Here is a 17,286-nt window from a genome sequence, read left to right as displayed (position 1 = left end):
CGTCCCTTCCGTCCGCCCCCTGTCACGCGGCCTGCCCGCGGGGGCTCCCGAGCAGGTTGGCACCGGCGGGGCGGTCACCGCAACGTCTTTTCCCGCCGGTCAGGCACGCACGCGCAGCCACTCCTCGAAGGCCTCGCGGCTCGTGTACCGCGGGGTGTACCCGAGCTCGGTGCGCAGTCGGGTGTTGTCGAGCACCGGGCGGTAGCGCAGGAACCCGACGCGTTCGGGACCGTGCACCGTCAGCCGCAGCGCCCGTCCCACGCGCAGCGCCCCGGCGAGCAGTCCGGCGGGCACGTCGAGCGTGCGCTTGCCGAGCCGGTCGGCGATGTCGGCCACGGTCATGCGACCGTCGCCGCAGACGTTGAACGCCCCGGTCGCCGTCCCGGTGGCCCCGGTGACGATCGCGCCGGTGACGTCGTCGACCCAGGCGAAGACGAACGGCCCCTCCGAGCCCCGCACGCGGATCAGCCGCGGCGCGTCCCACAGCGCGGTGATCTGGTTGGCCACCCCCGGGCCGAGGATCGTGCCGATGCGCAGGATCACCTGCTCCAGCGCCGGGTGGTCGTGCCGGTAGGTGGCGAGCAGCTCCTCCACGAGGCGCTTGTGCCGGGAGTAGGTGAACTCCTCGTTGCCCCGCAGCGGGTCGCTCTCGCGCAGCGGGACGGGGTTGCCGGCGTGGTAGCCGTAGGCGGCGCCCGAGGAGGAGATCACCACCCTCCGCACTCCCCCGTCGACGCACGCCTCCAGCACGTGCCGGGTGCCGTCGACGTCGACACGGCGCTCGGTCTCCTCGTCCAGGGTCCCGGGGTTCACGATCGCCGCGAGGTGGACCACGGTGTCGACCCGGTGCGTCGCGATCGCGTCCCGCACGGCATCGGCGTCCGTGACGTCGAGCCTGACCGCGATGACGCCGTCCGGCACCGTGGCGGGCGTGCGCAGGTCGGCGGAGACGACGTGCGCGACGTCGTCGCGCGCGGCGAGCGCCGCGACGGCGTGCGACCCGAGGAACCCCGAGCCGCCGGTGACCAGGACCCGCCTCATGCCGACACCTCCTGGGCCTGGCGCACGCGGGTGCGCCGCGCCCACACGGTCGCCAGCGCGAGCCCGGCGATGATGTCCCACACACCCCACCAGCCGGCCACGACGGCCATCCCGCCGATGCCGTCGAAGAACGTCATGACCAGCCCCAGCCCGAGCGCGGCGTTGCGGATGCCGACCTCGAAGGTCACGGCCTTGCGCTCGCGGACGGCGAGGCCGCCGGCGCGCGCGGCGGCGTACCCGAGCGCCAGGGCGACGGCGTCGTGCAGGAACACCGCCACCAGCACGACGCCGACCCAGGCGACGAAGACCGCGAAGTTGCCCGCGAGCGCGGCGACGACGAAGCCGACCAGGGCGAGGATGCTGACGACGTGCACGGGTCGGTGCGCCCGTGCCGCGATCGCGGGCCAGCGCGTGCGCACCAGCAGCCCGAGGGCGAAGGGCACCCCGATGATGAGGACGATGTCGAGCATCATCTCCAGCGGGTCGAGGCTGACCTCGGCGAGGATGTCGCGGCCGGTGGGGTGCAGGCTGCCCCACAGCGCGATGTTGAGCGGCATCGCCACCAGGTACAGCGCGTTGCCGACGGCGGTCAGGGACACCGACAGCGCGACGTTGCCGCCGGAGCGGTAGGTGAGGATCTGCGAGACGTTCCCCGGCGGGCAGCAGGCGACGAGGATCATGCCCAGCGCGATCGACGCCTGGACCCCGAGCAGGAGCGTCAGCAGGAAGGTCACGGCCGGCAGCAGCACGATCTGGGCGGCCAGCGCCAGGACAGCCGCGCGGGGGGCGCGGCGCAGCACCCGGAAGTCCGCCGGGGAGGTGTCGAGCGCGATACCCAGCATGATGAGGGCCAGCACGAGGCTGAGGGCGACCATCGAGCTCTCGGAGAAGTTCACGGCGACGTCGTCGATGGTCATCGGTCACCCTCCCCCGCGAGCTGGTCGGCCAGCCGGCGCACGGTGCGGCGGTAGGCGTCCTTGTTGACGTAGTAGCTCATCCGCTCCAGGCCGAGGTAGCGGTACCCGCCGGTCAGGTCGGGCCAGGGCCCGGCGACGCGGCGGTGGAACGCGGCGACCCGGTCCCGGGCGGCGGTGTCGCCGTCGGCGCTCGCGGCGTCGGCGGCCAGGTAGCGGGCGACGAGCTCTGCCTGCTCCGCGCGGCCCTGCCAGCCGATCCCGGAGGCCTCGAGCATGCCGACGACGAAGAGCCCGTTGAGCGACGGCGGAACGATGTTGCAGAACAGCCCGGGCGCCGTCCCCGAGCCGGGGCCGTCCCAGGCGAGGTGCTTGGGGTCGACGAACGGGTAGTCCAGCTTGTACCCGGTGGCCAGCAGCACGAGGTCGTACTCCCCTGCGGTGCCGTCGACGAAGTGCACGGTCCGGCCCTCGAAGCGGTCGATGTCGCGCCGGACCCGCAGGTCGCCCTGACCGGCGTGCTGCAGCACGAGGGAGTTCACCACGGGGTGGGACTCGTAGATCTTGTGGTCCGGCGCCGGGAAGCCGAACCGCTGCGGGTCGCCGTTGAGCAGGGTCAGCACGCGCGAGTCCACGGCCTGCTTGATCCGCGCCGGCAGCGGCCGCCCCTGGTTGAGGGTGTCGGTGGGGCGCCCGAGCAGGTACCGCGGGACGAACCAGTAACCGCGCCGCACCGACAGGTCGACCGACGCCGCACGGTGCACGGCGTCGACCGCCACGTCGCAGCCGGAGTTGCCGCCGCCGACCACCAGCACCCGCTTGCCGGCGAACACCTCGGCCCGCTTGTACTCGGACGAGTGCAGCAGCTCCCCGGTGAACTCGCCGACGAAGGTCGGCACGTTCGGCTCGGCCAGGGTGCCGTTGGCGACGACGACGTGGCTGAACCGCTCCCGGCTCGAGGCGCCGTCGGGCCCGGTGGAGCAGACGTCCCACCCGGAGCGCCCGCTCGCGTCCCCGTCCCCGGGCTCGACGGCGGTGACCCGCGTGCCGAACCGGTAGTGGCGGCGCAGGTCGAAGGTGTCGGCGTAGTCGTGGAAGTAGCGCAGCAGCTCGCGGTGGCTCGGGTAGTCGACCTGCGTGGCCATCGGCAGCTCGGCGAACTCGGTGGTGGTCCGCGAGGAGATGAGGTGCGCCGACTCGTAGACGGTCGAGCGGGGGTTGTCGATGTCCCACAGACCGCCGACGTCGTCGTGGGCCTCGAACCCCGTCAGCGCGAGTCCGTGCCGGTCCAGGGCGCGGGCGGCGGCCAGGCCGGACGGTCCGGCACCGACGACCGCGACCCGTCGTGGCTGCGTCATGGCGTGAGCACTCCTTCGTGTCGCCCACGCCCGGGTGTGACGTGGGTCGCACGGGAGTGTACGGCGGGCGCCGCCGCGGGTTTCCCAGCAGAGGCCCAGCCGACGTTCAGGAGGTCGGGGCCTCCTGCGGCCAGGGTTCGCTCGCCTCGCGGGGGTCCTCCGGCAGCAGCGAGGCGATCCAGTCGTCGCAGACCGTGCCGTTCCGCACGCCGTGCCGTCGCAGCAGGCCCTCGTAGCGGAACCCGAGCTTCCAGGCCACGCGCCGCGAGGCCCAGTTGCCCTCGAAGCCGCGCCACTGCAGACGCTCGAGCGCGAGCCCGGACGGGTCCAGCGCCCAGTCCGCCGCGAGCCGCCCGGCCGCGGTCGTCAGCCCCCTTCCGCGGGCGTCAGGGGCGGTCCAGAAGCCGATCTCCCCGGCGTGCGCGTCCCCCGGTCCGCCCGGGATCAGGCCGATCGCCATCATCCCGAGCACGGTGCCGTCCGGCCGCCCGGGGGCTCGGACGGCCCAGGTGAACATGGTCTCGCGCGCCCAGCCGTCGACCACCATGCCGGTCACGAAGGTCTCGGCGTCGGCACGGGTGTACGGCGAGGGGACCGTCGTCCACTCCGCGATCGCCGGGTCGGTGCACACGACGGCGATGCGGTCGATGTCGGCCGGGGTCGGGACGGACAGGAGGACCTCGGGGCTGCGCAGGACGAACGGTGGCATGGGCGCATCGTGTCACGCGCGACGGCGCCGGTCAGACCGCCCTGCGGCCCTCGGGCCCTGGCGCCGGGCCGGCCTCGTCGTCGCCGTCGTCGTCGGGGGGATCCGGCGACGCCAGTGCCCCCGGTGGCACGGGGACGGGCCGGTCGCCGCGCAGCGTCGAGAACACCGTCCAGGCCACCGCCACCAACGGCACCGCCACCACCGCGCCCAGCAGCCCGGCCAGCACGGTTCCCGCGAGGACGACCACCGCGACCACCACCGGGTGCAGGGCCACCTGCTTGCCCATGATGAGCGGCTGCAGCACGTGTCCCTCGAGCTGGCCGATGGCGGCGATGCCGAGCGTGACGATCAGCGCTGTGATGAATCCCTCGGCGGCGAGGGCGACGACGGCGGCGATGATCATCGCCAGCGGCGCCCCGATCAGCGGGATGAACGCGCCGATGAACACGAGCACCGCCAGCGGTGCGGCCAGCGGCACCCCGAGGATCATCAGCAGGACGAAGGCGAGGATGCCGTCGATGAACGCGATGATGACGGTGCCGCGGGCGAAGCCCGAGAAGGTGTACCAGCCGGCACCGGCCGCCTCGACCCACCGCCGGCGGTGCTCGGCGGGCACCTGGTGCAGGAACCAGTGCCACATCTGCTCGCCCGAGTAGACGAAGAACACGGTCAGGAAGATCGCCAACGCGGCGACCATGAACCCCTCGAGCACGGACCCGGCGCTCTCGGCGGCCTGCCCGACGAGGTTCTCGGCGTTGTCCGCCACCCACTGCTGCCCGGAGTCCAGCCACTCCTGGAGCTGGCCGGCGCTGATCGACAGGCCGAAGAGCCCGGTCTCGAGGAAGTCGAGGATCTGCTGCACACCGGTCTCGAACTGCCCGCCGAGCTCGGTCCACTGCCCGGCCACCGACGCCACGACGTAGGCGATCAGGCCGCCGAACACCACGACCCCGCTGAGCAGCGCGAGCGCCGTGGCCAGCGCGCGGGGCATCACCTTCTGGTACAGGTCGGTCAGCGGGCTGAACACCGAGGTGAGCACGAGCGCCAGGAAGATCGCGAAGAACACGAACTGCACCTGGGCCGTGGCGTACACCACGAGCGCGACGGCGACGACCAGCATGACCAGACGCCACGACCACCCGGCGGCGCTGCGCAACCACTGCGGGACGTTCTCCCTGGCCTCCGCCACGACGCTCCCTCCACCTCGGACGTGACCAGTGTGCTGCGCCGACGTGCTCAGTGCACGGAGAACCCGCCGTCGACGTGGATCGACTGGCCGGTCACGTACCCCGACGCCGGGCTCGCGAGGAACACCGCGGCGCCGGCGAGGTCGTCGGGCACGGAGTTGCGGCCGACGAGGGTGCGGTCCGCGAGGGCCGCCACGCGACCGGGGTCCTCCTGCAGCCGCTCGTTGAGCGGAGTCAGCACGAAACCGGGGACGAGGGTGTTGGCGGTGACGCCGTGGGCGGACCACGCCTCGGCCTGGGACCGGGCGAGAGACTCCAGCCCGCCCTTGGACACGCCGTAGGCGCCGCTGGTGACGAAGGCACGGTGGGCCTGCTGGGAGCTGACGTGGATCAGCCGGCCGTGGCCGCGTGCGGCCATCGCCGGTCCGAAGCGCTGCCCAAGCCAGAACGGCGCCTCGAGGTTGACGGCCATCGTGGTGTCCCAGACGTCCTCGCCGATCTCGGCCATGGGAGGACGGAGGTTCACCCCGGCGCTGGAGACGACGACGTCCGGCTCCCCGAAGGGCTCGGTGGCTGCCTCCGCAGCGGCCCGGACCCCGGACCGGGTGGACAGGTCGCCGACGACGGCCTCGCACCGGCACCCGGCGGCACGGAGCTCGGACGCGGTGGTGTCCAGGGCGTCACGGCCGCGTGCCACCAGCACGACGGCGGCCCCGGCCCGGGCGAGCGCGGTGGCGATCCCCCGGCCGATGCCGGAGCTGCCGCCGGTGACGACGGCGGTGCGGCCGGTGAGGGAGAAGAGGTCGTCGAGGTACGTCACGGCCGCAGCGTATCCGCGGACGCCCGCGACGGCGGTCGGGCGAACCGATCTCCACCCGACCGCGCCACGACGTCACTCCGGGAACGACGAAGGCCCCCGGTCGTGGAACCGGGGGCCTTCGACGTCGCTGTCTCAAACGAGTGTCCGGAGGGGGACTTGAACCCCCACGCCCTATAACGGGCACTAGCACCTCAAGCTAGCGCGTCTGCCATTCCGCCACCCGGACGAGTGGACCGTCCCGGAGTTCCTGCTCCGTTCCGGCGCGGTAAGAAAGATAGCACGGCGAGGCCCCTGACCTGCAAACCGTCGAGCCGTGGCGCAGGTCACGCCGCTGCCCTAGCGTGAAGCGGGTGGCGCTGCGCATCGAGGACTACGGCATCGTCGGCGACCTGCAGACGGTCGCCCTCGTCGGGCGGGACGGCAGCGTCGACTGGCTCTGCCTGCCCGACATCGACTCCCCCGCCTGCCTGGCCGGCCTGCTGGGCGACGACTCCCACGGCTCCTGGCGGATCGCGCCGGTCGGCGCCGGACTGTGCACCCGTCGCCGCTACCGGGGCAACACGCTCGTGCTGGAGACCGAGTGGGAGACGTCCGACGGGACCGTCCGGGTGACCGACCTCATGCCGCCGCGTGGACGCACCCCCGACATGGTCCGGATCGTCGAGGGCGTCAGCGGCCGCGTGGCCGTCGAGAGCGTCCTGCGCCCACGGTTCGACTACGGGGCCGTCGTCCCCTGGGTCACCGAGTCGCCGAGCATCCTGGGCACCGAGCGCAGCGGTACGGTCTGCGCGGTCGCGGGCCCCGACGCGCTCAACCTCGCCGCGACCGTGCCGCACACCGTCTCGGGCGAGACGATCTCCTCCCGCTTCGAGGTGTCGGCGGGCGACCGCGTCTCCTTCGTGCTGAGCTACCACCGCTCCTACGACCCCGTGCCCGAGCCGGTGGACGCCGAGGAGGCCCTGTCCGACACCCTGGAGTACTGGCGCGACTGGGTCGGCCGCACCCGGTACGAGGGCCGGTACGGCGACGCCGTGCGGCGGTCGCTCATCACGCTCAAGTCGCTCACCTACGCCCCGACCGGGGCGATCGCCGCGGCGGCCACGACGTCGCTGCCCGAGCAGCTCGGGGGTGTCCGCAACTGGGACTACCGGTACTGCTGGCTGCGCGACGCCGCGTTCACCCTGCTGGCCCTGCTCAGCACCGGCCACCGGGAGGAGGCCAAGGCCTGGCGGGAGTGGCTGCTGCGCTCCGTGGCGGGAGACCCGGCCGACCTGCAGATCATGTACGGCCTCGACGGGCGGCGTCGGCTCCCGGAGATCACGCTCGACTGGCTGCCGGGGTACGAGGGCAGCACTCCGGTGCGGGTCGGCAACGGCGCCGCCGACCAGCTCCAGCTCGACGTCTGGGGCGAGGCCCTCGTCGGCCTGAGCCTGACCCGGTCGGACGGGATCGCCGAGGACGAGGACACGTGGCGGCTGCAACGGTCCCTGCTGGACCACCTGGAAGGTCACTGGGACGACGTGGACAACGGTCTGTGGGAGGTGCGCGGACCGCAGCGGGCGTTCGTGCACTCGCGCGTCATGGCCTGGGCCGGTGTCTCCGCCATGATCCGCGGCGTCGAGCGGTTCGGCCTCGACGGACCGGTCGACCGGTGGCGGAGGTTGCGCGAGTCGATCCGCACCGACGTGCTCACCCACGGCTACGACGCCGAGCGGAACACCTTCACCCAGTTCTACGGGTCGCGCGGTCTCGACGCGGCCCTGCTGCTCATTCCCCGGGTGGGCTTCCTGCCGTGGTCGGACCACCGGGTGATCGGCACGGTCGACGCCGTGCAGCGCGAGCTCGGCCGGGACGGCCTGCTGCTGCGGTACCGCCAGGACGCCGACGGCGTCGACGGGCTGGCGGGCACCGAGGGCACGTTCCTGATCGCCAGCTTCTGGCTCGTCGACGCCCTGCACGCGATCGGCCGCGACGCCGAGTCGCACGCGCTGTTCGAGCGGCTGCTCGGTCTGCGCAACGACCTCGGGCTGCTCGCGGAGGAGTTCGACGTCACCGCGGGCCGTCAGCTCGGCAACGTCCCGCAGGCGTTCAGCCACCTCGGTGTCGTGAACTCCGCGCGCATCCTGTCCGGCATCCGGGGCGCCGGCACCGACATGACCGGCATGCCCGAGCATCCCACCGACTGAGGAGCACGCGTGAGAGCACTGACCATCGTCCCCGGGCAGGCCGACTCCCTGGCCGTCACCGACGTGGCCGACCCCGTCGCCGGTCCGGACGAGCTGCTGGTCGACGGCGTGGCGGTCGGGATCTGCGGCACGGACCACGAGATCGCCCGCGGCGAGCACGGCGCCCCGCCGCCCGGCCAGGAGCGGCTCGTGCTCGGTCACGAGTCCCTGGGACGGGTCCGGAAGGCGCCGGACGACTCCGGGTTCTCCCCCGGCGACCTCGTGGTCGGGGTCGTCCGCCGTCCCGACCCGGTGCCCTGCGGCGCCTGCGCCCACGGCGAGTGGGACATGTGCCGCAACGGGCTGTTCACCGAGCACGGGATCAAGGAGGTCGACGGCTTCGCCGCCGAGCGGTGGACGGTCGCGGCGGACCGCGCCGTGCGCCTCGACCCCGCCCTGGCCGACGTGGGCGTACTCCTGGAGCCCACGACCGTCGTGACCAAGGCCTGGGAGCAGGTGGACCGGATCGGCGCGCGCTCGTGGTTCGACCCGCAGCGGGTGCTCGTGACGGGCGCCGGGCCGATCGGCCTGCTCGCCGCCCTGGTCGGGGCCCGGCGCGGGCTCGACGTGCACGTCCTCGACCGCGCGACCGACGGCCCGAAACCCGGGCTCGTGCGCGACCTCGGGGCGACTTACCACCACGACGACCCGACCGCCGTGGCCGACCGGGTCGAGCCGGACGTGATCGTCGAGTGCACCGGCGCACCCGCCGTCGTCATGGACACCGTCACGTCGACGCGGCCCTACGGCATCACGGTCCTGACCGGCATCTCCTCCGCGGGTCACCAGGTGCCCGTCGACGCCGGCGCCGCCAACCGGTCCGTCGTGCTGGAGAACGACGTCGTCGTGGGCTCCGTGAACGCCAACCTCCGGCACTACCGCGCCGCGGCCGAGGCCCTGGCCGGGGCCGACCGCGACTGGCTGGCGCGCCTCGTCACCCGGCGTCTGCCCCTGGACCGCGCGGTCGAGGCCCTCACGCCGCAGGACGACGACGTCAAGGTCGTCGTCGACCTCGTCTGACCTGGGCGCGCGTCGACCATCGCGCCGGCGCCCGGCTCTGCGGTGCTCGCGAGGGAGGTGTAGCGTTCCGTCCGACCCCGACCAAACGGTCATCAAGGGGCACACCGGACGAAGGAGGACGACGCACCATGATGGGTGGGCACCACGCCGCCTCCGGGGCAGCCGCCTGGGTGGCGGTCACGGCCTCGACCCCGATCGCCTTCGGGTGGTACCCCGTGTCCGACGTCGGCGTGATGACCGGCGCGCTCGTCTGCGCCGGCGCCGCGCTCCTGCCCGACGCCGACCACCACAACGGGACGATCTCGCACTCGCTGCCCCCGCTGTCGGAGGCGCTGACGAAGTTCGTCTGCACCATCTCCGGCGGCCACCGCAACGGCACCCACTCGATCCTGGGGATCGCGGTCTTCACGCTCATCGCCTGGGCGATGAGCTTCCTGACGATCAGCACCGAGACGTTCGGCGAGGTGCTGATCGGCCCCGGCATCATGGCCGTGCTGCTCGTCGCCTTCGCTCTTCGAGCCCTGCACCTGACGGGACGCCGGCGCTGGTGGACCTGGACGTCGTCCATCTCCCTGGCCCTGTTCATCGCCGTGTTCGCCCCCGAGGAGTGGTACTGGATGCCGTTCTGCGTGGGCCTCGGCGCCACGGTGCACATCCTCGGCGACCTGGTCACCACCCAGGGGGTCCCCTTGCTGTGGCCGATCCGCTTCGGCTCGCCGCGGTGGGTGCGCCGGCATCGGTGGCTGCCGCTGGACGACATGTGGGGCCGCAGCGGCAACATTGCCGTGCCGGTGCTCGGTGACGCCGGGTCCTGGCGCGAGTGGCTCGTCATGACCCCGGTCAGCATCTACGCCGTCGTGGGCGTGGTGTGGGCGGTGCTCTCGCAGATGGGCTTCGACGCCACCGGCGCCTGGAACGACGGCACCGCGCTGCTGACCTCCGCGGTGGCGTCGCTGGGCTGAGCGCTCAACGCGCGGCGTCCCGGGGGTCGTCCGGATCGCGCCCGGCCAGCAGCGCGTCGACGTACCGGCGGTCGGCGTCGAGCCGGGTGCCCGCGTGCCGGGTGGGTGTCCCGTGCCCGGGCACGACGACGTCCGCCCGCGCCACGTACGGCGCCAACCGTTCGAGCCCCTCGCGGTAGCCGACCAGGTCGGTGTCTCCGGAGATCTCGTCCGCGGGCAGCGGCGGCTCGACGTCGGACAGCATGTCCCCCGCGACCAGGACGCGGGCGTCCGGCAGCCACAGCGCCACGTGCCCCGGGGCGTGCGCGTCGTGCACGACGAGCTCGGAGCGCGGCAGCTCACCGTCCGGGTCGGGCACGCGGTCATCCGCCAGCGCGGCCACGGCGGCGAAGAGCTCCAGCACGGCCTCCTGCCGGCCCTCGGACCGGACCACGGCGTCCAGGACGTCCCGGTGGCTCCGCACGACCTCCGTCGCCCGCGACGACGCCCACCGCGGCACCGCCCCGAACCGCGGGTGCCAGAGCAGATGGTCGTGGTGCGCGTGCGTCGACAGCCCGGCGGCCACCCGCACCTGCCGCGCGACCAGCTCGTCAGCCATCCCCTCGAGCTCGTCGTCGTCCCAGGCCGGGTCCACGAGCAGGGCGGGACGCCGCCCGGTCGCGCGCCGCGGCCCGACGGCGAGGACCGACGTCGTGACGTCGCGCCGGCTGGTGCGGACCAGCACGTCCGGGGCCACGGCGCGGAAGGTCATGCCCGCACGCTAGCGCCCCTAGAGCATCTCCTGCGGGTCGACCTGCACCCGCACCCGGCCGCCTTCGCGGCGGGCCGACCGCACGGCCATCGACGCGCGGAGCTGGGCCGCGAGCTCCGCGCCGTCGGCGAGGGGCACGCGCACGACGACGCGCACCCGCGCCTCGAGCCGGTCGTCGGCGGGCAGCTCGACCGGGCCGAGGACGGTCTCGGGCGTGGCGAGCGCGACGCGGTCGACGACGGCGCGTACGGCGTCGGCGTCCCCCGTCACCGCCGCCACGCGGACAGCGGGCGGCAGGTCGAGCTCGCGACGCTCGTCCAGCTCCCGCTCGGCCAGCCCGGCCGGGTCGAAGCGGACCAGCGCGCCGGTCGGTGCCGGCGCGGCGTCCCCGACGAGGAGCACCTGACCGTCCGGACCGGGGCGCACGAGCGCGGCCACCGCGATCCACCGGTGCAGGGCACGCGTGGCCATCGCGAGGTCGGTACCGGCGGTGGCTGTCGCGGCGTCGAGCAGCAGCGCGGCCGCGTAGCCGTTCTCGGCCACCGGCTCGGCACCCGGGGTGGCCACCACCAGGGCGGGACGCTCCTCGACGTGGTCGAGGATCCCGCCGGGCGCCGAGGAGGCCGAGACCCGCACCGGCACCCCGGCGAAGGCTCGTCCGAGCTCCTCGGCGGTGCGTTCGGACCCCACCCGCACGGCGCGCACGCGGTCGTGGCCGCACTCGTCGCAGCGCCAGGTGCCGGCGAGCCGGCCGCACCAGGTGCACTGCGGGGTGGCGCGCGCACCCCGCAGCCCGAGAGGGCCGTGGCAGTGGGTGCAGCGTGCGGCCGTCCGGCAGGCGGCGCACGCCACGACCGGCAGGTAACCGGTCCGCGGCACCTGGACGAGCACGGGTCCCCGCTCCAGAGCAGACCGAGCGGTCCGCCACGCGGCCGTCGGCAGGCGTGCGGCCGCCCCCGGGCCCTCGGACGCCAGCTCGACCGACGTCAGCGCGCGCACCCGCGGCGCCCGGGCCCGCACGACCTCGCGCGAGGCCGCGATCTCCGCGGCCCAGCCGCGCGCGAGCATCGCCTGGGCCTGCACCGTGCGGCCCGGGGAACCGAGCAGGAACCCCGCACCCTCCGCCTCGGAGCGCATCGCGAGCACCTCGCGGGCGGCCGGGTACGGGGCGTGCGGTTCGTCGAGGGTCTCCTCGCCGTCGCCCCACAGCACGACCAGCCCCAGGTCGGGCACGGGGGCGAACATCGCGGCCCGGGTCCCGACCACCACCGAGGCCAGTCCGTGCCGGGCGTGCAGGAAGGACCGGTAGCGGGGCGCCGGACCGTCCTCCGCCTGCAGCGTCCGGACGTCGGCGACCCCGGCGGCCTCGAGCGCGGCGCGGATCCTGTCGACGTCCCGGGCGTCCGGGGCGACGACGAGCGCCCGCCGGCCGCCGGCCAGCGCCGCCCGTACCGCACCGGCGATCGCGGCGGCCCAGTGCGGCACGCGGGCCACCGTCTCCTCGCCCGCGGGTGGCTGGAGCCCCGGCAGCGGCGTCCAGACGGCCCGGGGCGCCTGGCCGCCCAGAAGGTGACGGCAGAACGCCTCGCCCGACCGGTACGGTGCCCAGACGCCGGGCCAGCCCTCCCCCGCAGGGGCGGACGGCGGCGGGACGACCCCGTCGTGCGTCCGGTCGTCCAGGTCGGCGAGCTGCGCGAGCACCTCCGCCTCGACCCGCGCGTGGCGCGGGGGGACGGCCAGCCGCAGCACGTCCGGGACGGTCCCCGCGTAGCGGGCCGCGACCCCGCGCGCCAGGTCCAGCACCGCCGGGCTCAGGACCGGATCCGGGGAGACGACCCGCCGCAGCGGTTGCAGGCGCCCCTCGTGGTCCGAGGTCGCCGAGCGCGCGACGACGAACCCGGCGACGTCCTGCGGCCCGAACCGGGCCCGGACGCGCACCCCGGGCACGGCGTCGTCGGCCATCGCCGCCGGGACCAGGTAGTCGTACTCGCGGTCCAGGTGCGGTGGGGACAGGTCCAGGACCACGCGGGCGACGGGGTCCACCGCGGCGGGCTCGCTGCCGGGTTTGCGCCCCGTCCGGCGCCGCGGGGCGGCCGGGACGTCGTCGAGCCCGAGCAGGGCGGGCTGCTCGGGCTCGTCTCGGGTGGTCACAGGGCTATGCCATCACGAGCCACCGACGTCGTGCGCTCAGCGCACGGCGGCACGCAGCTCCTCCACCCGGTCGGTGCGCTCCCAGGTGAACTCCTCGAGCTCGCGCCCGAAGTGGCCGTAGGCGGCGGTCGCCGCATAGATGGGCCGCAGCAGGTCGAGGTCGTGGATGATCGCCGCCGGGCGCAGGTCGAACACGGAGCGGATCGCGGCCTCGATACGCACCGGGTCCACGGTCTCGGTCCCGAACGTCTCGACGTAGAGCCCCACCGGGTGCGCCTTGCCGATGGCGTAGGCCACCTGCACCTCGCAGCGGCGGGCCAACCCGGCCGCGACGACGTTCTTGGCCACCCAGCGCATCGCGTAGGCGGCCGACCGGTCGACCTTCGAGGGGTCCTTGCCGGAGAACGCCCCGCCGCCGTGCCGGGCCATCCCGCCGTAGGTGTCGACGATGATCTTGCGGCCCGTCAGCCCCGCGTCACCCTGGGGGCCGCCGATGACGAACTGGCCGGTCGGGTTGACGAGCACCCGCACCTCGTCGGTCCGGATGCCGGCGGAACCCGCCACCTGCGCCACGACCGGGTCGATGACGTGGGCGCGCACCTCGGTGGCGAGCTTGTCCTGCTCGAGGTCGGCGTCGTGCTGGGTGGACAGCACCACCGTGTCCAGGCTCACGGGGCGGTCGCCGTCGTAGCCGACCGTCACCTGCGTCTTGCCGTCCGGTCGCAGCCCGGCGACCTCGCCGGTGCGGCGCACCTCGGCCAGCCGCTCGGCCAGCCGGTGCGCGAGGAAGACGGGCAGCGGCATCAACGACGGGGTCTCGTCGGTCGCGTAGCCGAACATCAGACCCTGGTCGCCCGCGCCCTGCGCGTCGTAGGGGTCGAGGTCGTCGGCGTTGGTCCGACGCTCCAGCGCCGTGTCGACACCCTGGGCGATGTCGGGCGACTGCTGGCCGATGGAGACGGACACGCCGCAGGAGTCGCCGTCGAACCCGATGGACGACGAGGTGTAGCCGATCCCCCGCACGACCTCGCGCACGATCTGCGGGATCTCCACGTACGCCTCGGTGGTGACCTCGCCGGCCACGTGCACCAGCCCCGTGGTGACCATGGTCTCCACCGCGACGCGCGAGCGCGGGTCCTGGGCGAGCAGCGCGTCGAGGATGGCGTCCGAGATCTGGTCGCACACCTTGTCCGGGTGCCCTTCGGTCACGGACTCGGACGTGAACAGGCGCAGCGCTTCGGTCATGGGATCAGCCTACGGTTCACCGGGGCCGGACGACGCCATGCGAGCACCCCAGTCGCTCACATGCTGAGACCATCTCACGATGCGGTCATCCGGGCGACGGCAGCGTCCCAGATCGCGTCCGCCACCTGCCGCTTCGAGCCGGCGGCCTTCGCCACCGTCTCACCGTGCTCGTCGAGCAGCGTGACCTCGTTGACCTCGGTGCCGAACCCGAGCGCCTCGCCGACCGCGTTGACCGCCAGCAGGTCGGCACCCTTGCGGCGCGCCTTGGCGCGGCCGTGCTCGAGCACACCGCCCGTCTCGTCACCCGTCTCGGCGGCGAACCCGACGACGACCTGCCCCGCGCGCAGCCGCTCGGCGGCCAGCTCCGCCAGCACGTCGGGGTTCTCGACCAGCTCGATCGACGGCGGCGCCTGCCCGGCGACCTTCTTGATCTTGGCCTCGGTGGCGGCCACTGGCCGGAAGTCCGCCACCGCGGCGGCCATGACGACGGCGTCGGCGCCGACCGCTGCCCGGCGGACCGCCGTCCGCAGCTCGGCGGTGGTCGAGACCGGCACGACCTCCACGCCGGCGGCCACCAACGGGTCGGTCAGGTCCGCGGCGACGTGGGCCGCGACGAGCGTCACCCGGGCACCGCGGGCCCGGGCGGCCGCGGCCAGGGCGGCACCCTGGCGACCGCTGGACCGGTTGCCGACGAACCGCACGGGGTCGATCGGCTCCCGGGTACCCCCGGCCGACACGACGACGGACCGGCCGGTCAGGTCCTGGTCGGTGACCGGCTCGGCGGGGCCGGCCGCCACCGCCAGTGCCACCCGGGCGATCTCCTCGGGGTCGGGCAGCCGACCGGGACCGGTGTCCTTGCCGGTCAGTCGGCCCGACGCGGGCTCGATGACGTGGACCCCCCGGTCGCGCAACGTCGCGACGTTGGCCCGGGTGGCCGCGTGCTCCCACATCTCGGTGTGCATCGCCGGGGCCATGACCACCGGGCACCGCGCGGCGAGCAGGCTCGAGGTGAGCAGGTCGTCCGCGCGTCCCGTCGCGGCCCGCGCCAGCAGGTCCGCCGTGGCCGGAGCGACGATCACGAGGTCGGCCCCCTGCCCGAGCGCCACGTGCTGGACGTTCTCGACGTCGTCGAACACCTCGGCGCTCACCGGCTCGCCCGACAACGCCTCGAAGGTGGGCGCGCCGACGAACCGCAGCGCCGCTGCGGTGGGCACGACCCGCACCGCGTGGCCCTGCTCGCGCAGCAGCCGCAGCAGCAGCACCGCCTTGTAGGCGGCGATACCGCCGGAGACCCCGAGCAGAATCCTCATCGACGACGCCCGCGCACTCGGCTCAGACGATCTCGTCGTCGCCCACGGCGTGCTCGGACTCGGCCGTCGGGTCGGCCGGCGTCGAGGCGGACTCGGTCGGCTCGGGGGCCGGCTCGGCGGTCAGGAGCCCCTGGTTGATCTCGCGCATCGCGATCGACAGCGGCTTCTCCTGGTTGCGGGCCTCGACGAGCGGGCCGACGTTCTCCAGGAGCCCCTCGTTGAGCTGGGCGTAGTAGGCGTTGATCTGGCGCGCCCGCTTGGCCGCGTAGAGCACCAGCCCGTACTTGGACTCGCTGTGCTGCAGCAGGTCGTCGATGGGCGGGTCGGTGATGCCGATCGGCTGCGGCGTCGTTCCTGCCATGTGTCTCACTCCAAGCAGAGGTCGGGGCCGGTGGCGAGCGCCACCGGTGGAAGATCAGGGGTTCGGCTGGCCAGTCTACCGTCCGCCGTGCGAGGGCTCGGGGCGGCGTTCCTCACCCTCGGCCCCGGGGACGCCCAGCAGTCCCGCGAGCTCGTCCGTGGCGCGCGTCACGTCGTCGTTGACGATGGTCACGTCGAACTCGGGCTCGGCCGCCATCTCCACCTCGGCGGTGGCCAGCCGGCGCGCGCGTTCCTCGGCGTCCTCCGTGCCGCGTCCCACGAGGCGCCGGACCAGCTCCTCCGTGCTCGGCGGGGACAGGAACACGAACTGGGCGTCCAGGGCGCTGTCCCGCACCGCCTCCCGCACCTGGCGGGCTCCCTGCAGGTCGATCTCGAGCAGCGTCGGACGGCCGGCGGCCAGGTGCTCCTCGACCGGGCCGCGCGGGGTGCCGTACCGGTGGCGGCCGTGCACGACCGCCCACTCGAGCATCTCCCCCTCCGCGACCATCCGGTCGAACTCCTCGGGCGTGACGAAGAGGTAGTGCACGCCGTGCACCTCACCGGGGCGGGGCGACCGGGTCGTGGCGGACACGGACAGCCACACCTCGGGGTACCGGGCGCGGATGTCCGCCGACACGGTTCCCTTGCCGACGGCGGTCGGCCCGGCGAGCACGGTCAGCCGTGCCGGGCCTCGCGCATCGTCGGGGACGACGGTGTCTCGGGGTGCCGGCACGGCGGCGGATGGTGCGGAAATCTCAGCCAAACCTCTCGATCAGCGCCTGGGACTGGTGCGGTCCGAGACCGCGGACCCGGCGGGTCTCGGCGATCCCGATCTCTTCCATGATCGCCCGGGCCTTCACCTTACCGACTCCGGGGAGCGACTCGAGCAGGGAGACGACCTTGAGCTTGCCCACGACGTCGTCCTTCTGACCCTGCTCGATCACCTCCTTGAGCGACCCCTGGGAGTACTTCAGACGGTTCTTGATCTCGGCGCGCACCCGGCGCGCCTCGGCTGCCTTCTCGAGGGCCGCCGCACGCTGTTCCGGGGTGAGGGGAGGGAGGGCCACGCAAGTCACCTACTCAGTCGGACCGACAGGGAGTACTGCTCCCTCGAAAGTAGCCACGACCTGCGGGAGCGGCAATCGCTGGGGGCCCCTGTGGGAAAACCCACCTCGGCCGACCGTCGACATTCGTCCCGAACCGGGGACAACCGGACGCGGCCGGGACGTCCCG

The 17,286-nt window shown here is 73.9% G+C and carries 16 protein-coding genes and 1 tRNA gene; 3 read left to right on the top strand and 14 right to left on the bottom strand.

The annotated features are described in order from the left end of the window. Positions 1-99: 99 nt before the first annotated feature. The 7 genes from HLI28_RS14615 to HLI28_RS14585 all read right to left on the bottom strand — a co-directional run bounded on the left by HLI28_RS14615 (position 100) and on the right by HLI28_RS14585 (position 6,255). Complete coding sequence (locus tag HLI28_RS14615) at positions 100-1,041, bottom strand: SDR family oxidoreductase (RefSeq protein ID WP_171248268.1); 942 nt, start codon at positions 1,039-1,041, stop codon at positions 100-102. After that, a complete protein-coding gene (locus HLI28_RS14610; RefSeq protein WP_171248267.1) occupies positions 1,038-1,958 on the bottom strand; it encodes a bile acid:sodium symporter family protein in 921 nt (306 codons plus the stop codon). Before HLI28_RS14610 ends, HLI28_RS14615 begins: the two co-directional genes overlap by 4 nt. Next, positions 1,955-3,313: a flavin-containing monooxygenase gene (locus tag HLI28_RS14605; protein WP_171248266.1), complete on the bottom strand. Its 1,359-nt coding sequence runs from the start codon at positions 3,311-3,313 to the stop codon at positions 1,955-1,957. The genes HLI28_RS14610 and HLI28_RS14605 overlap by 4 nt, the downstream gene beginning before the upstream one ends. A gap of 106 nt (positions 3,314-3,419) precedes the next feature. Continuing rightward, positions 3,420-4,022 carry a GNAT family N-acetyltransferase gene (locus HLI28_RS14600; protein ID WP_171248265.1) on the bottom strand — a complete coding sequence of 201 codons (603 nt, stop codon included), beginning with the start codon at positions 4,020-4,022 and terminating at the stop codon, positions 3,420-3,422. Positions 4,023-4,053: 31 nt separating this feature from the next. After that, entirely contained in the window at positions 4,054-5,211 is a 1,158-nt protein-coding gene (locus tag HLI28_RS14595; RefSeq protein ID WP_425483397.1) for an AI-2E family transporter, read from the bottom strand. 47 nt (positions 5,212-5,258) lie between these two features. Next, entirely contained in the window at positions 5,259-6,029 is a 771-nt protein-coding gene (locus tag HLI28_RS14590; protein WP_171248264.1) for an SDR family oxidoreductase, read from the bottom strand. Positions 6,030-6,170: 141 nt separating this feature from the next. After that, positions 6,171-6,255: transfer RNA gene (locus HLI28_RS14585), tRNA-Leu, on the bottom strand. A 124-nt stretch (positions 6,256-6,379) separates the two neighbouring features. Here HLI28_RS14585 and HLI28_RS14580 point away from each other — a divergent pair. The 3 genes from HLI28_RS14580 to HLI28_RS14570 all read left to right on the top strand — a co-directional run bounded on the left by HLI28_RS14580 (position 6,380) and on the right by HLI28_RS14570 (position 10,236). Then, a complete protein-coding gene (locus HLI28_RS14580; RefSeq protein ID WP_171248263.1) occupies positions 6,380-8,215 on the top strand; it encodes a glycoside hydrolase family 15 protein in 1,836 nt (611 codons plus the stop codon). A gap of 9 nt (positions 8,216-8,224) precedes the next feature. After that, entirely contained in the window at positions 8,225-9,274 is a 1,050-nt protein-coding gene (locus tag HLI28_RS14575) for an alcohol dehydrogenase catalytic domain-containing protein (RefSeq protein ID WP_171248262.1), read from the top strand. Between the two features lie 128 nt (positions 9,275-9,402). Further along, positions 9,403-10,236: a metal-dependent hydrolase gene (locus HLI28_RS14570; RefSeq protein ID WP_171248261.1), complete on the top strand. Its 834-nt coding sequence runs from the start codon at positions 9,403-9,405 to the stop codon at positions 10,234-10,236. Positions 10,237-10,240: 4 nt separating this feature from the next. On the opposite strand, the gene HLI28_RS14565 is transcribed toward HLI28_RS14570, so the two are convergent. The 7 genes from HLI28_RS14565 to mihF all read right to left on the bottom strand — a co-directional run bounded on the left by HLI28_RS14565 (position 10,241) and on the right by mihF (position 17,120). Further along, a complete protein-coding gene (locus HLI28_RS14565) occupies positions 10,241-10,987 on the bottom strand; it encodes an MBL fold metallo-hydrolase (protein ID WP_171248260.1) in 747 nt (248 codons plus the stop codon). 18 nt (positions 10,988-11,005) lie between these two features. Continuing rightward, a complete protein-coding gene (locus HLI28_RS14560; protein ID WP_171248259.1) occupies positions 11,006-13,138 on the bottom strand; it encodes a primosomal protein N' family DNA-binding protein in 2,133 nt (710 codons plus the stop codon). A 36-nt stretch (positions 13,139-13,174) separates the two neighbouring features. Then, positions 13,175-14,383: a methionine adenosyltransferase gene (gene metK / locus HLI28_RS14555; protein WP_171248258.1), complete on the bottom strand. Its 1,209-nt coding sequence runs from the start codon at positions 14,381-14,383 to the stop codon at positions 13,175-13,177. Between the two features lie 74 nt (positions 14,384-14,457). Then, positions 14,458-15,693 (bottom strand): bifunctional phosphopantothenoylcysteine decarboxylase/phosphopantothenate--cysteine ligase CoaBC, encoded by a 1,236-nt coding sequence (gene coaBC, locus HLI28_RS14550; RefSeq protein WP_171248257.1) that lies wholly within the window; start codon positions 15,691-15,693, stop codon positions 14,458-14,460. 22 nt (positions 15,694-15,715) lie between these two features. Further along, a complete protein-coding gene (gene rpoZ, locus HLI28_RS14545) occupies positions 15,716-16,054 on the bottom strand; it encodes a DNA-directed RNA polymerase subunit omega (protein WP_171248256.1) in 339 nt (112 codons plus the stop codon). 75 nt (positions 16,055-16,129) lie between these two features. Further along, positions 16,130-16,786 carry a guanylate kinase gene (gmk, locus tag HLI28_RS14540; RefSeq protein WP_171248255.1) on the bottom strand — a complete coding sequence of 219 codons (657 nt, stop codon included), beginning with the start codon at positions 16,784-16,786 and terminating at the stop codon, positions 16,130-16,132. Between the two features lie 22 nt (positions 16,787-16,808). Next, positions 16,809-17,120 carry an integration host factor, actinobacterial type gene (mihF, locus tag HLI28_RS14535; protein WP_171248254.1) on the bottom strand — a complete coding sequence of 104 codons (312 nt, stop codon included), beginning with the start codon at positions 17,118-17,120 and terminating at the stop codon, positions 16,809-16,811. Positions 17,121-17,286: the final 166 nt, after the last annotated feature.

It is taken from the genome of Isoptericola sediminis (assembly GCF_013085345.1).
GTDB lineage: Bacteria > Actinomycetota > Actinomycetes > Actinomycetales > Cellulomonadaceae > Isoptericola > Isoptericola sediminis.
Note: the sequence above shows the minus strand (reverse complement) of the source record. Positions and strands in the feature narration are given on the sequence as shown.